Origin of the sequence: Nonomuraea polychroma (assembly GCF_004011505.1) — a bacterium.
Classification (GTDB): Bacteria; Actinomycetota; Actinomycetes; order Streptosporangiales; family Streptosporangiaceae; genus Nonomuraea; species Nonomuraea polychroma.
In genome coordinates, this window is the sequence record NZ_SAUN01000001.1 from 882,875 (window position 1) to 897,432 (window position 14,558).

13 protein-coding genes are annotated in these 14,558 nt (G+C 70.5%); 10 read left to right on the forward strand and 3 right to left on the reverse strand.

Translation table 11 applies throughout. The features are described from left to right. The first annotated feature begins 68 nt into the window (after window positions 1–68). From EDD27_RS03945 to trpA, 7 genes are all read left to right on the forward strand, one after another. Window positions 69–1,130 carry an ABC transporter substrate-binding protein gene (locus EDD27_RS03945; RefSeq protein WP_241563854.1) on the forward strand — a complete coding sequence of 354 codons (1,062 nt, stop codon included), beginning with the start codon at window positions 69–71 and terminating at the stop codon, window positions 1,128–1,130. Next, window positions 1,127–1,933, forward strand: coding sequence for an ABC transporter ATP-binding protein (locus EDD27_RS03950; protein WP_127931118.1), 807 nt, complete (start codon window positions 1,127–1,129; stop codon window positions 1,931–1,933). Before EDD27_RS03945 ends, EDD27_RS03950 begins: the two co-directional genes overlap by 4 nt. Next, the gene (locus EDD27_RS03955; protein ID WP_127931119.1) at window positions 1,926–2,825 is read left to right on the forward strand and encodes an ABC transporter permease; all 900 of its coding nucleotides are present in this window, start codon (window positions 1,926–1,928) and stop codon (window positions 2,823–2,825) included. The genes EDD27_RS03950 and EDD27_RS03955 overlap by 8 nt, the downstream gene beginning before the upstream one ends. After that, window positions 2,822–4,153, forward strand: coding sequence for an LLM class flavin-dependent oxidoreductase (locus EDD27_RS03960; protein WP_206641228.1), 1,332 nt, complete (start codon window positions 2,822–2,824; stop codon window positions 4,151–4,153). Before EDD27_RS03955 ends, EDD27_RS03960 begins: the two co-directional genes overlap by 4 nt. Then, entirely contained in the window at window positions 4,150–4,671 is a 522-nt protein-coding gene (locus tag EDD27_RS03965; protein ID WP_127931120.1) for an NADPH-dependent FMN reductase, read from the forward strand. The genes EDD27_RS03960 and EDD27_RS03965 overlap by 4 nt, the downstream gene beginning before the upstream one ends. A 113-nt stretch (window positions 4,672–4,784) precedes the next feature. Then, window positions 4,785–6,014, forward strand: a complete 1,230-nt coding sequence (gene trpB, locus EDD27_RS03970; RefSeq protein WP_206642084.1) for a tryptophan synthase subunit beta — start codon at window positions 4,785–4,787, stop codon at window positions 6,012–6,014. Beyond that, complete coding sequence (trpA, locus tag EDD27_RS03975; RefSeq protein ID WP_127931122.1) at window positions 6,011–6,814, forward strand: tryptophan synthase subunit alpha; 804 nt, start codon at window positions 6,011–6,013, stop codon at window positions 6,812–6,814. Before trpB ends, trpA begins: the two co-directional genes overlap by 4 nt. A gap of 12 nt (window positions 6,815–6,826) precedes the next feature. Here trpA and EDD27_RS03980 read toward each other — a convergent pair whose 3' ends face one another. After that, window positions 6,827–7,621: a GntR family transcriptional regulator gene (locus EDD27_RS03980; protein WP_127931123.1), complete on the reverse strand. Its 795-nt coding sequence runs from the start codon at window positions 7,619–7,621 to the stop codon at window positions 6,827–6,829. A 109-nt stretch (window positions 7,622–7,730) separates the two neighbouring features. Between EDD27_RS03980 and EDD27_RS03985 the strand changes: the two genes are divergently transcribed. From EDD27_RS03985 to EDD27_RS03995, 3 genes are all read left to right on the forward strand, one after another. Then, entirely contained in the window at window positions 7,731–8,957 is a 1,227-nt protein-coding gene (locus EDD27_RS03985) for an endonuclease/exonuclease/phosphatase family protein (RefSeq protein ID WP_421914700.1), read from the forward strand. Between the two features lie 168 nt (window positions 8,958–9,125). After that, window positions 9,126–11,990, forward strand: coding sequence for a M36 family metallopeptidase (locus EDD27_RS03990; protein WP_241563855.1), 2,865 nt, complete (start codon window positions 9,126–9,128; stop codon window positions 11,988–11,990). Between the two features lie 103 nt (window positions 11,991–12,093). After that, on the forward strand, window positions 12,094–13,293 hold the full coding sequence (locus EDD27_RS03995) for an amidohydrolase family protein (RefSeq protein ID WP_127931126.1): 1,200 nt from the start codon (window positions 12,094–12,096) through the stop codon (window positions 13,291–13,293). Here EDD27_RS03995 and EDD27_RS04000 read toward each other — a convergent pair. Together EDD27_RS04000 and EDD27_RS04005 are read right to left on the reverse strand one after the other, a co-directional pair. Beyond that, the gene (locus tag EDD27_RS04000; protein ID WP_206641229.1) at window positions 13,286–13,981 is read right to left on the reverse strand and encodes a methyltransferase; all 696 of its coding nucleotides are present in this window, start codon (window positions 13,979–13,981) and stop codon (window positions 13,286–13,288) included. The genes EDD27_RS03995 and EDD27_RS04000 overlap by 8 nt on opposite strands. A gap of 81 nt (window positions 13,982–14,062) precedes the next feature. Next, window positions 14,063–14,473 (reverse strand): hypothetical protein, encoded by a 411-nt coding sequence (locus tag EDD27_RS04005; protein ID WP_127931127.1) that lies wholly within the window; start codon window positions 14,471–14,473, stop codon window positions 14,063–14,065. Window positions 14,474–14,558 lie beyond the last annotated feature (85 nt).

Sequence of the window (14,558 nt, forward strand, 5' to 3'; positions counted from 1 at the left end):
GCCAGCGCGCAGTGTCGCTGATCACGCACCGCAGGCAGACCTCTTTTCCCTCCCCAGAGGAACCCATCGTGATCAAGCTCAGACATGCCCTCATGGCCGCCCTGCTCCCCGCCGTCCTGGCCGGGTGCGGCGGCGCCGAGGCGCAATCCGCCGACTCGGAAGTGAAGGTGCTGCGCTACCAGGGCAGCGCCGGCTCCGTCACCTTCCCCGAACTCGCCGAGGAGCTCGGCTTTCTCGGCGACGTCAAGCTGAAGTGGGTGGGCAACACCACCTCAGGACCGCAGGACATCCAGTCGGCGGCCACCGGCCAGACCGACTTCGGCGGCGCCTTCGACGGCGCGATCATCAAGCTCAAGGCGGCCAAGGCCCCCATCAAGGCGGTGATCGGCTACTACGGCTCCGACCAGGAGACCTTCAACGGCTACTACGTCAACGAGAACAGCCCCATCAAGACCGCCCGCGACCTCATCGGCAAAAAGATCGGCGTCAACACGCTCGGCGCGCACCACGAGGCCGTCATCAAGGAGTACCTCCGGCGCGAAGGACTGACGCCCGAGGAGATCAAGCAGGTCCAGCTCGTGGTGATCCCGCCGGTCAACACCGAGCAGGCCCTCCGGCAGGGGCAACTCGACGCCGGCACCCTCGGCGGCCTTCTCAAGGACAAGGCGCTCGAACGCGGCGGGCTGCGTCCCCTGTTCACCGACGTGGACCTGTTCGGCCCGTTCACCGCCGGATCCGTCGTCCTGCGCGAGGACTTCATCGCCCAGAACCCGACCACTACCAAGACCTTCGTCACCGGCTTCGCCAAGGCCGTCGAATGGGCGCAGACCCACCCCCGCGAGGAGGTCATCGCCACGTTCGAGCGGATCATCGCCGAACGCGGCCGCAACGAGAGCACCGACACCGTCCGGTTCTGGAAGAGCACCGGCATCGCCGGCAAGGGCGGTGTCATTGCCGAAAAGGAGTTCCAGACCTGGATCGACTGGCTGGAACGCGAAGGCGACATCAAGCCCGGCCAGGTCAAGGCGGCCGACCTCTACACCAACGCGTTCAACCCCTACGGTGGCCCCGTCCAGCGGACCACCGCGGGTAGCGGAGTTCGCACCGACGCCGGCGGGAGCGGATCATGACCAAGATCGGCATCAGGAACGTCACCAAGACCTTCCGCGTCCGCGACTCCGGCGCGCCGTTCACCGCGCTGTCCGGCGTGGACCTCGACGTGCGCGAGGGGGAATTCCTCACGCTCGTGGGCCCCAGCGGCTGCGGCAAGTCCACGCTCCTCGACCTGGTCGCCGGGCTGACGCAGCCGACATCCGGCGAGATCGTCATCGACGGCGCCCCCGTCACGGGTCCCGGGCTCGACCGGGGGGTCGTCTTCCAGCAGTACGCGCTGTTCCCCTGGCGTACCGCCCAGGCCAACGTCGAGTTCGGGCTGGAGGCCAAGGCCGTGCCACGGAAGGAACGGGCCCGGCGGGCACGCGAGCACCTCGCGCTCGTCGGCCTGTCCGGGTTCGAGGACCGTTACCCGCACGAGTTGTCCGGCGGCATGCGGCAGCGGGTGGCCATCGCCCGCAGCCTCGCCTTCGACCCGGACGTGCTGCTGATGGACGAGCCGTTCGCCGCGCTGGACGCGCAGACCCGCGAGTCCCTGCAGGAGGAGCTGGTACGCGTCTGGCAGCACACCGGCAAGACGGTCATCTTCATCACGCACGGCATCGACGAGGCCGTCTACCTGGGGGAGCGGGTCGCGGTGATGACCTCCAGGCCCGGCCGGATCAAGGAGGTCGTGGAGATCGCGTTCGACTCGCGCGAGGGCGACCTGCGGGCCGATCCGGTGTTCGGCGAGTACCGCCACCACGTGTGGAAGCTGCTGCGTGACGAGGTGGCGGCGGCGCAGGTCCAGGAGCGGGAGGTGGCGATCTCCCATGGCTGAGACCCGGCAGGACACGCCACCCGGCGAACTCCACTGGTACGACCTCCCCGACGACGAAGCACACGAGGACACCGCCGCCCGCCCGCACGAGACCCGGACAACAGGCCTCCCGCGCGAGGGCCGGGCGGCAGGCCTCGGGCGGGCGGTCCGGCGCGCCGCCGTGAACTCCACGGCCATCCTGCTCCTCCTGGCCGCCTGGGAGATCCTGCCCAGGCTCGGCGTCGTGGACCGCGTCTTCGTCCCCCCGCTCTCCGACGACCTCGTCGCCTGGTACGACCTCCTCATCGGCGGGCAACTCCCCGAGCACCTGCAGGCCTCCCTGGCCCGTTCCCTGGCCGGCTTCGGCCTGGCCATCGTGCTGGCCATCCCGCTCGGCCTGCTGATCGGCTGGTACCGTCCGGTCGCCGACTTCCTGACCCCGCTGCTCGAGGTCTTCCGCAACACCTCGGCGGTGGCGCTGCTGCCGGTGTTCACGCTGATCCTCGGTATCGGCGAGACCACGAAGATCGCCTTCGTCCTGTACGCGTGCTCGTGGCCGATCCTGCTCAACACCATCAGCGGCGTGAAGACCGTCGAACCCCTGCTCATCAAGTCGGCCAGATCCATGGGGCTCGGCCCGGTCCGCCTGTTCCAGAAGGTGATCCTGCCTGCCGCCGTGCCCACGATCTTCACCGGCGTGCGGCTGGCGGGCGCGTACTCGATCCTCGTGCTGCTCTTCGCCGAGATGGTCGGGGCCAAGGCCGGGCTCGGCTATCTCATCCTGGACACCCAGTCCAGCTTCCGCATCCCCGACATGTACGCCGGCATCATCACGATCTCCGTGCTCGGCCTGCTGTTCAACCTGTTGCTGGTCGCCGTCGAGCGCCGCTTCTCCACCTGGAGGACCACGTGACGAGAAAGCTCCACCTCAACGCCTTCCTCATGGGCGTGGGCCACCACGAGGCGGCCTGGCGGCACCCGCGCACCGAGCCGGCCCGCCTCACCGACGCACGCCACTACCAGGACCTGGCCAGGATCGCCGAGCGCGGCAAGCTCGACTCGGTCTTCCTCGCCGACGGCGTGGCGCTGCAGGGCAACGCCGCGCACAACGCGCTCGGCGGCCTGGAGCCGCTGACGTTGTTGTCGGCCCTGGCCGCGGTCACCGACCACATCGGGCTCATCGCCACCGTGTCGACGACGTACAACGAGCCCTTCCACGTGGCACGCAAGTTCGCCTCGCTCGACCACATCAGCGGCGGCCGGGCCGGCTGGAACATCGTCACCTCGGCCGGCGAGGCCGAAGCCCGCAACTTCGGCGTCGAGCGGCCCGCGCACGCCGCCCGCTACGCCAGGGCGAGCGAGTTCCTGGAGGTCGTGCGCAAGTTGTGGGACAGCTGGGAGGACGACGCGATCCTGGGCGACCGCGTCGGCGGCCACTATGCAGACACCGCCAAGATCCATGCGATCGAGCACGTGGGCGAGCACTTCGCGGTGCGCGGCCCGCTCAACACCTCCCGCCCGCCCCAGGGCCACCCGCTCCTCGTCCAGGCCGGATCGTCGGAGGACGGCAAGGAGTTCGCCGCCCGCTACGCCGAGGCCGTCTTCACCGCGCAGCAGACGCTCGCCGAGGGGCAGGAGTTCTACGCCGACCTGAAGCGCCGCCTCGCGGCGTACGGCCGGAGGCACGACGAGTTGCTGGTCCTGCCGGGAATCTCGCCGATCATCGGCTCGACCGAGCGGGAGGCGCTGCGGCTGGAGAAGGAGCTGGAGGAGCTCATCATCCCCGCGTACGGGCTGGCCCAGCTCTCCCACATGACCGGCATCGACCTGACCGAGGACGCGCTGGACCAGCCGCTGCCCGACGTGCCCGTCGAGACGGAGGGCGCCCAGAGCCGCCGCAAGCTGGTGCTGGACCTGGCCAGGCGCGAGCGACTCACGGTCAGGCAACTCCTCGGCCGCCTGGCGGGCGGGCGCGGCCACCGCGTCGTCGCCGGCACGCCCGAGCAGATCGCCGACCAGATCCAGGAGTGGTTCCTCAACGGCGCGGCCGACGGGTTCAACATCATGCCGCCGATCCTGCCCGGCGGCCTGTCCGACTTCGTCGACCAGGTCGTGCCGGAACTGCAGGCGCGGGGGCTGTTCAGGCACGAGTACGAGGGCCGTACGCTCCGCGACAACTACGGCCTGGACCGGCCCGCCTCCCAGTACGCCGCGCGGCAGGAACTGGCGGTGGCCGGATGAGCATCGTCACGCTGGTCGGCAATCCCCGGGCGGTCTCCCGGACGCGCACCGTCGCCATCGCGGCCGCCGAGGCGATCGCGGCCAGGATCGGCACGGCCGGAGCCCACGAGGTCGTGGACCTGTCCGCGCTCGGCCCGCACCTGCTCTCGCCCGGCGCGTCCCCTGGCGTGGAGGTGGCACTGGAGTTGGTAGCCGAGTCGAGCGTGCTCGTGGTGGCCAGCCCCACGTACAAGGGCACCTACACCGGACTGCTCAAATCCTTCCTCGACCGCCTGCCGCCGGACGCGCTGGCCGGCAAGGCGGCGCTGCCGCTGCTGGTCATGGGGGATCCCAAGCACGCGCTGGCGGTCGAGGTGCACCTGAGGCCGCTGCTGGTGGAGCTCGGCGCCACCGTGCCCACCCCCGGGCTGGCGGTGCTCGAAGCGCAACTCCCGCACCTGGACGACGTCCTGACGGCCTGGGCCGGCCGGGTCGCCCCGCAGGCGGCCGCGGTGCTGGGGGAGCGGGCGTTGTCGTAGCACTTGACGGTGGCCGCCCTCGGGCGGCCACCGTTGACGCGCCGGAGTCCGCACGGCTAGCCTCAAAACAGGTGTTCTAGAAGACTAGAACTAACTGAGAGGGGGAGCCGATGATGCACGCACAAGCCGTGCGGACACCGCTCACCGGGCGGACCGGGCCGTATTTCGGCACGTTCGGCGGCCGGTTCATCCCGGAAGCGCTGGTGGCCGCCCTGGACGAGCTGGACGCCGCTTACCGGGACGCGCTGGCGGATCCGGAGTTCATGGAGCGGCTCGACGAGCTGCACCGTACGTACGTGGGCCGGCCGAGCCTGATCACCGAGACCCCGCGGTTCGCGCGGCACGCCGGCGGCGCGCGCATCCTGCTCAAGCGCGAGGACCTCAACCACACCGGATCCCACAAGATCAACAACGTGATCGGCCAGGCGCTGCTCACCCTGCGCATGGGCAAGACCCGCGTCATCGCCGAGACGGGCGCGGGCCAGCACGGCGTGGCCACCGCCACGGCCGCCGCGCTGCTCGGCCTGGACGCCGTGGTCTACATGGGCGAGGTCGACATGCGGCGCCAGGCGCTCAACGTGGTCAGGATGCGGCTGCTCGGCGCCGAGGTGATCCCCGTGACGTCGGGCTCGCGCACGCTCAAGGACGCCATGAACGAGGCCATGCGCGACTGGGTGACCAACGTCGAGAACACCCACTACCTGATCGGCTCGGCGGCCGGGCCGCATCCGTTCCCGACGATGGTGCGCGAGTTCCAGCAGGTCATCGGGGTGGAGGCACGCCGGCAGACGCTGGCGCTGGCCGGGCGGCTGCCCGACGTCGTGTGCGCCTGCGTCGGGGGCGGCTCCAACGCGATCGGGATCTTCCACGCCTTCCTCGACGACCCGGATGTGGGGCTGGTGGGGCTGGAGGCCGGGGGCGACGGGGTCGAGACCGGCCGGCATGCGGCGTCCGTCTCCGGCGGTGGCCTCGGCATCCTGCACGGGACCCGGACGTTCGTGTTGCAGGACGCGCACGGGCAGACCATGGAGAGCCACTCGATCTCGGCAGGGCTCGACTATCCGGGGGTGGGGCCGCAACACGCCTGGCTGCACGACATCGGCCGGGCGCGGTACGCGTCGGTGCCGGACGCGGAGGCCATGGAGGCGTTCGCGCTGCTGTGCCGTACCGAGGGGATCATCCCGGCCATCGAGAGCGCGTACGCGCTGGCCGGCGCGATCCGGGAGGGCCGGCGGCTGGGGCCGGACGGGATCGTGCTCGTCAGCCTGTCCGGCCGCGGCGACAAGGACGTGGACACGGCGGCCCGCTACTTCGGCCTGCTGGGGGAGGGGAGCGGCGAATGAGCGTCCGGGCGACCATCGAAGGAGCCAAGCGCGAGGGGCGGGCCGCGCTCATCGGGTACCTGCCGGTCGGCTTTCCCGACGTCGGCACGTCGGTGGCGGCGATGCGCGCCATGGTGGCCGGTGGCGTGGACGTCGTGGAGGTGGGCCTGCCGTACTCCGACCCGCTCATGGACGGCCCCCTCATCCAGCGGGCCACCGAGGCGGCGCTCGCCGGCGGCGTCACCCCGGCGGACGGGTTCACCGCGGTACGGGAGGCCGGGGCGCCGGCGCTCGTCATGACGTACTGGACGCTCGTCGACCGCTACGGGGTCGCGCGGTTCGCGGCGGATCTGGCCGCCGCGGGCGGCGCCGGCCTGATCACCCCGGACCTCATCCCCGACGAGGCCGCCGGCTGGCACGCGGCGGCCGATGAACACGGGCTCGACCGCGTGCACCTCGTGGCGCCGACCTCCACGCCGGAGCGGCTGGCGCTGGCCGCCCGTTCCTCGCGCGGCTTCCTGTACGCGGCCTCTCTCATGGGGGTGACCGGTGAGCGGGACCTGGTGAGCACGACCGCGAAGGACCTGGTCGCACGGGCCAAGGAGGTCACGGACCTGCCCGTGTGCGTGGGGCTCGGCGTGGGCACCGGCGCGCAGGCCGCCGAGGTCGCGGGCTTCGCCGACGGCGTGATCGTCGGCTCGGCGTTCGTCCGCGCGCTCATGGACGCCCCGGACCGGGCGTCCGGTCTGGCCGCGGTCGAGGCGGTGGCCAGGGAACTCGCGGCCGGTGTGCGAAAGGCAGCAAGCGTCGCGGCCAAGTGAACGGGTGGCGTCTCAGGCGTCGAGGCGCAGCGAGACGGCCGGTTCCCGCACCTGGCGCCGGGTGGTGAACACGATCTGGGCGGCGCACATGACCGCCCGGTCCGCCAGCACCGCCCGGTCCTCCGCGTCATAGGTGACCCGGGTGCTCATGAGCGCCGCATCGCCCACCGGCCGCCGCAACAGCGAAGCCTGCTCCTCCGACAACACGACCGGCCTGATCGCCTCGGTGGCCCAGGCCGGCGACACCCCGCACCGCTCCTCGATCAGCCGGTAGAGCGGGGTGCGCTCCAGCTCACCGCCCGCGGGCTCCCCGCCCAGGTCGAGTGGCGTGTACGACACCTGGTGGATCACGGGGGAGCCGTCCACGACCCGCAGCCGTTCGATGACCGTGACCTCGGCGTCCGGGCCCAGCCCCAGCTCCGCCCGCACCGCCGCCGGCGGCAGAGCGCGGCGCGCGCCGAGCAGCACCGTCCGCAGCTCGATCCCCTGCCCGGCGAGATCCTCGGCCAGGCTGCCCAGGCTGTTCATCTGGTAGGGGATCACGTTCCCCGCCACGAACGTGCCGAGCCCCTGCCGCTGCTCGATGCGCCCTTCCGCGCTCAGCCGCTGCAACGCCTGCCGCACGGTCATCAGGCTGACACCGTAGTAGTCGCTCAGCTCCCGCTGCGCGGGCAGCGGCTCGCCGGGCGCGAACGCGCCACCGTCGATCTGGGCGAGCAGATCACGGTAGATGGCCTGATATTTCGGCTCACCCCCCTGCGACCCGGTGAGGCGCGGCCGCGGTTTTCCCTGAGGGAACGTCGGCATGTCTTACTCCTGGCTGACTGTAGAAGCCTATCTTCGCGTACTGGCGCGGCCTCCTCGGAGATGCCATGATCCGGTCCACCGGGCCAGCCCCTCAGCGAGGTGAAAGATCGTGATATTCCGTCGAGTCCTGTCCGTCGCCGCCGCCGCGGCAGCGCTCCTGCCCTTGGCGCCGGGCACAGCGGAGGCCGCGAGCCGCGCCGCCCGGTTCGCCACCTTCAACGCCTCGCTCAACCGCAACGTCGAAGGCCAGCTCGTCAGCGACCTGTCCACGCCGGGCAACACGCAGGCGAAGGTCATCGCCGAGATCATCCAGCGGGCCCGCCCCGACGTCCTGCTCATCAACGAGTTCGACTACGACGCCGCCGGCGCGGCCGCCCGCCTCTTCCAGGACAACTACCTGTCGATCGGGCAGGGTGGCGCGCAGCCCATCACCTACCGGTATCGGTACACCGCCCCCAGCAACACCGGCATCGCCTCCGGCTTCGACCTGAACAACAACGGATCCGTCGTGAGCGCACCTGGCGCGCCTGGCTACGGGGACGACGCGTTCGGGTTCGGGGCCTTCCCCGGGCAGTACGGCATGGTGGTCTACTCGAAGTACCCGATCGACCTGCGCGGCGTCCGCACGTTCCAGAAGTTCCTGTGGAAGGACATGCCGGGCGCGGTGCTGCCCGACGACCCGGCCACGCCCGCGCCGGCCGACTGGTACTCGCCGGAGGAGCTCCAGGTGTTGCGCCTGTCCTCCAAGAGCCACTGGGACGTGCCGGTCCGCGTCGGCCACCGTACGGTGCACTTCCTGGTCAGCCACCCGACGCCGCCCACGTTCGACGGGGCCGAGGACCGCAACGGCCGCCGCAACCACGACGAGATCAGGCTGTGGGCCGACTATACGAGCCCGGACCGCGGCGGCTACCTCTACGACGACCGCGGCCGGCGGGGCGGCCTCCAGCCCGGCGAGGCGTTCGTGATCGCGGGTGACCAGAATGCCGACCCCAGCGACGGCGACAGCTACCAGGGCGCCATCCACCAGCTCCTCGACCACCCGAAGATCGACAGCGGTTTCGCGCCGTCGAGCGCGGGCGCGACCGAGGCGGCGGCGTTGCAGGGCGGCGCGAACGCCACCCACAAGGGCGACCCGAAGTATGACACCGCCGACTTCGCCGACACCGCACCCGGCAACCTGCGTGCCGACTACGTGCTGCCGTCCAAGCGGCTGCGAGTGGCGGGTGGCGGCGTCTTCTGGCCGGTGTCCAGCGACCCGCTGTCCCGCCTCACCGGCGTCTTCCCCTTCCCCAGCTCCGACCACCGGCTGGTGTGGCTGGACGTCAAGCAGTAGTTCGGGTCCGCGAGGCGCCGGCCGCCCGTCCTGCACGTAGATCTTGTCACCGGATCAATGCGGTGTTACCTCTTGCGAGTGCGCGTGATCCGCGCACTCCAGACACGCAGGAGGGAACCGACCGTGTCGCCAAAGTCCTGGTTACGTAGCAGCACCCTCATCATCGTCGTGTTAGCCGCATCGGCGCTGGCCCCCACAGGGGCCGCCCAAGGCGAGCGCGGCAACCGGCCATCGAAGATCGTTCACGACTTCCAGGCGGAGGAGCACGGCAAGCCGGACGTGGACAACCGGCGGGGCCGGGTGGCGCCGCCGCCCGGCGCCGACGCCCGCAGGGCGGGCCCGGCCGCTGACATCCGGTGGAACGCTCTCGGCACCCCGGCCGCCGTCGTGAGCTCCGAACCCTTGGCCGAGGGCCTCGGTTCCGACCCCGAGCAGGCCGCACGCGCCTACCTCAAGAACAACGAGAGCATCTTCGGCCTGCCGGCCGAGGCCGTCGACGCGCTGGAGCGGGTCGCCGTCAACCCGATCGGCGCGGGCCATGCCGTTCTGCTGCGGCAGCGGTTCGGGGACCTGCCGGCCGGGGTGGACGGGCTCGTCGCGATCGGCGTCGTCGATGGCACGGTCCGGCACGTCACCTCCACGTTGTCGCGGGCCACGCAGGCGCCCCCGGCCGCCGCGATCACGGCGCAGCAGGCGATGGAGATCGCAGCCAGGGACGGCGGCATCGACCTGGCCACGGCGGCCACCAAGCAGGTGACCCCCGTGGCGGTGCCCGCACCCGACGGGGTGCACAGCGCGTACCAGGTCGTGCTGATCGGCGGTGGGGACGGCGAGGCGGCGGCGTACACGACGCACGTGGACGCGGTCAGCGGCGCCATCCTGGTACGGGAGAACCTGGTCGACCACCACCAGGACCCGGACAACCCGCACTGGGAGGTGTTCCCGTCCAACCCGCGTGACGACTACCGCTCCGCCGACGCCCGCCAGACCTGGTGTCATCAGCCAGGCCCCGGCTGCGACTACGTGGCCGGCGGCGACCCGGCGACCGGCAAGGCCTGGGACGTCGACCATGTCACCGGCGAGCCGACGAACACCAGCCTCGGCAACGCGGCGAGGACGTTCGAGAACCGGGCGAGCGCCGACGCGTTCACCGTGGGCACCCGCTCCAACGTGCTCACGCCGAGCAGGAACTACGTCTTCCCGTGGCGCAACACCTGGTACGAGGCCAAGTGCAACCCCGCGGTGCTGGACCAGGAAGGCGAGAACGACCTCGAGGCCGCGATCGCCAACCTGAACGCCATGCACAATCGCATGCACGACTGGTCGTACCGGCTCGGCTTCACCGAGACGGCCTGGAACATGCAGGCCGACAACGGCCCTCGGGGCGGGCTCGGCAACGACCCCGAGCAGGGCAACGCCCAGGCGGGGGCGCGGGTGTTGTCGATTCGCGACAACGCCAACCAGATCACCGGCCCTGACGGGATCGCGCCGATCACCAACATGTACCTGTGGCAGCCGATCGCCGGCGCCTTCTATTCGCCGTGCGTCGACGGCGACTACGACATGTCGGTCATCGCCCACGAATACACCCACGCGATCTCCGGCCGCATGATCGCCGGCCCGAACGCCGGATGGAGCGGCGCGCAGGCCGGCGCCATGAACGAGAGCACTTCCGACCTGTTCGCGATGGAGTACCTCTTCGAGTACGGCTTCCGCCCCTCCGGCGCGACGCCGTACGTCACCGGCGGCTACGTGACGGGCGACAAGTTCCGCGGCATCAGGAACTACGACATGTCGAAGTCGCCGCTCAACTACAGCGACGTCGCCTATGACATCGTCGGCCAGCAGGTCCACGCCGACGGCGAGATCTGGTCGGCCACGCAGTTCGACGTGCGGGCGGCCTTCCTCAAGAGGTACGGCGACGGCACGTCCAAGCAGCAGCGCTCGTGCGCGGACGGCAAGACGCCGGTCGACAAGTGCCCGGGCAACCGGCGCTGGGCGCAACTGTCGTTCGACGCTCTGCTCCTTATGGCCTCGGGCGCCGTCAGCTACGTCGACCATCGCGACGCGCTGCTCGCGGCCGACGCGATCCGTTTCGGCGGCAAGAACCAGGACATCATGTGGCGCGCGTTCGCCGAGCACGGCCTGGGCAGGGACGCGGCCAGCGCGGGCGCGCTCGACGCCGATCCGACGCCGAGCTTCGTCAACCCCGTCGGCAAGAACGGCTCACTGCAGCTCAAGCCCCTGGGCGAGGCCAAGGACGCTGCGCTGCGGCTGTACGTCGGCGACTACGAGGGACGTGTGGTCCCGGTTGCCGACACCGATCCGGCCACCCCGCTCGCCGACACGGTCGAGATGACGCCCGGCGTCTACGACTTCGTGGTCGCGGGCAACGGGTTCGGCCACCGCAGGCTGAAGTTCGCGGTGGTCCCCGGCGTGAAGCTGCCGCTGCCCCTGGCCCTGCCGCGTAACCACGCCTCGGCGGGGAGCGGTGCCGTGGCCTCGGGCGACGGCGTCAATCAGGCCAAGCTGATCGATGAGACCGAGGCCACGAACTGGGCCTCGCTCACCGGAGCCCCGGCCGGCAAGTCAGTGGTCGTGGACCTGGCGGGCGACGCGCCTGTCAAGATCCGCCGGGTGCAGGTGAGCGCGATGCTCCGTCCCAACATCGGCGACCCCGCCGACCCGGGCGGCCAGAACCGTTTCTCCTCCCTGCGGGCCTTCGAGGTGCTGGCCTGCGCGTCGGGCTGCGCCGACCCGGCGAACTACACGAAGATCTACACCAGCCCCGCGGACGCGTTCCACACAACGCTGCCGCGGCCCAGGGGCGCGGACATGATCTTCAAGTCGTTCGACGTCCAGCCCGCGAGCGCCACGCACCTGATGCTCCGCGTGGTGAGCACGCAGTGCACGGGCAACCCGCTGTACGCGGGCGAGCAGGACGACGATCCGAACTCCGCGACGGACTGCGCCACGGCCAGCCCGCAGCGGGACCAGGTCAGGGCGGCCGAGTTCCAGGCGTTCTCGCACTGATCCGCTCTTGAGAAGGGTACGGGCGTGAGCCCGTACCCTTCTTCTTTGCCTCAAATAGTTAGATATCGTACTATCAGACACAGAACTAGATGGGAGATATGGCATGCGTACTTTGATCCGTGATGTTCGTGTCTTCGACGGCGAGCGCACCATCCCGCAGGCGGACGTCCTCATCGACGGCGACCGCATCGCCGAGGTCACCGCGGGACCGGTGGACGTGGAGGTGGACGGGGCGGGCAAGACCCTGCTGCCCGGCCTGATCGACGCGCACGCGCACGCGTTCGACGGCGACCTCGAAGAGGCGCTGAAGTTCGGCGTCACCACCGAGCTCGACATGAACAACCTGCCGCCGATCCTGGCCAGGCAGCGCCGGCAGGCCGCCGAGCGGGACGACGTGGCCGACCTGCGCAGCTCCAGCATGATCGCCACCGCGCCCGGCGGCCACCCCACCCAGCTCTGGACCCGTGACCTGATCGAGGTCATCGGCTCGGACCAGGGCCTGGACACGGTGGGCGACGCGGACCAGGCCAAGGCGTTCGTCGAGGCGCGGCTGGCGGAAGGCGTCGACTACCTCAAGATCTGCGTCGACGACGGCTCGGCGTCCGGCATGAGCCTGCCCGCGCTCAGCCCCGAGCTCGCCGCCGTGCTCGTCGAGGCCGCCCACGCCGCCGGGCTGCGGGTCATCGCGCACACGGTCACGGCACGCGAGGCCCTCATCGCCCTTGACGCGGGCGCCGACGGCCTGGCGCACCTCTACTCCGATGCGGGAGAGGAGCAGGCCGAGGAGACGGCCGCCAGGATCGCCTCGTACGACGCCTTCGTGATCAGCACGATCACCTTCATCGAGACCGTGACCGGCGACCCCGGCCCCACAGAGCTGCTGCGTGACCCGAGGATGGCGGAGCGGATGTCGGAACGTTCCAAGGCGGCCTTCGGCCGGGAGCCCACGGACATCCCCATGCATACGCAGGGCGTGCGGAACGCCTCGCAGTCGGCCGCGGCACTGCTGCGAGCCGGCGTGCCGCTGCTGGCCGGAACCGACTGCACCTCGTTCGGCCCCGTCCACGGGGCGGGGTTCCACCACGAGCTGCTGATGCTGACCAGGGCGGGGCTGACCCCGGAGCAGGCGCTGACGGCCGCCACCAGCTTGACGGCCCGTCACTTCGGCCTCGCCGACCGCGGCAGGATCACCCCGGGACTGCGCGCCGACCTGCTGCTGGTGGACGGCGACCCGACGACCGACATCACCGCCACCCGCGCCATCGCGGACGTCTGGCGGGGTGGTGTCCGCCAGGTCAGGTGAGGCGGAAGGTGAAGTATCCGACCGACCACCCGTCCCTGGCCAGCTCCTGCTGAGCGACGACCTCCGTGGCGAATCCCTGCTGATCGATCAGATGCCTCAGATAGGGCAGGTCCCCGGAGCTCCCGAAGAAGATCAGCATCCTGCCGGTCGGGGTGAGATGCCGTCTGGCCTGTTGGAAGAAGGTGGTCATGGCGCGGTAGCCGGGGTCGGCGGTGGCCGTCTCCAGCAGATCCCTCGGGGCGAACCAGCGGAACGGCGGGTCGAAGACGATCAGATCGAACTCGCCGTCGACGTCGGCGAACACGTCGCTCTGGCGGACCTCGACGCGGTCGGCGACGCCGTTGACCTCGGCGTTGCGCCGGGCGGCCTCGACGGCGACGGGGTTGATGTCCACCGCGAGGACCCGTGTCGCCGTCGAGGCGGCCAGGATGGCGTTGACCCCGCACCCGGTGCCCATGTCCAGGACGCGGTCGTCAGCACGCGCCTCCGCCAGGACGGCCTCGCCCAGCAGATGCGACATCCCGGTGATCGGCTGCACCTCGGGCGGGACGACCAGCGTCCTGCCCAGGTAGGTGAACGTCTGCTCGGAGGCGGCTTCGGATTTGGCGGCCTCATAGGCCCGCTCGTGCCAGCGGCGGATGAGCTCCGCGTGCTCAGGAGTGACCATCGGGCGATAGGAATGGCTCACGGCAGCAGCATAGGCGCGGGACCTACGGCATGGATGAAGCCCGGCGACGGGCGGTGGGGCGCCGGGCCTCAAGCACGGGGTTTAGTAGATGCGGTACTTCTTGCCGCAGTTGTCGAACTTGCCGGCCCAGCAGGTGAAGGTGTAGATCTTCTTGATCCCCTTGCCCTTCCAGCTGCTGACGACCTTGCCGTCCCAGGCGCGGTTGAACTTGTGCCAGCCGCCGTTCTGGTAGTACTCGAACCAAACCCAGCCCTTCTTGCCGCCCGTCTTGTCGACGCCGTACCACTTCGTGTAGAGGTAGTCGCCCTGCTTGAAGGTGTGGCCGAAGGTGTAGGCCTTGTGGTCGCTCGAGAAGAACTTGCCCCACTTCACCGCGGTGGTGGCCGCGGTGGTCGTCTGGGTGGCGGCCTGGGCCTGGGCGGCCGGGGCGAGCGCGAGGCCGGTGACGGCCATCGAGCCGGCAAGAGTCGCCATCGCAAGGATCTTACGCATGTGGATTTCTCCCCCTGATCGGTGCTGCCGGTTCGTCCGGCAGCACGGACATTACGGAGAGCGGAATGGATCATCTGTGGAGAAA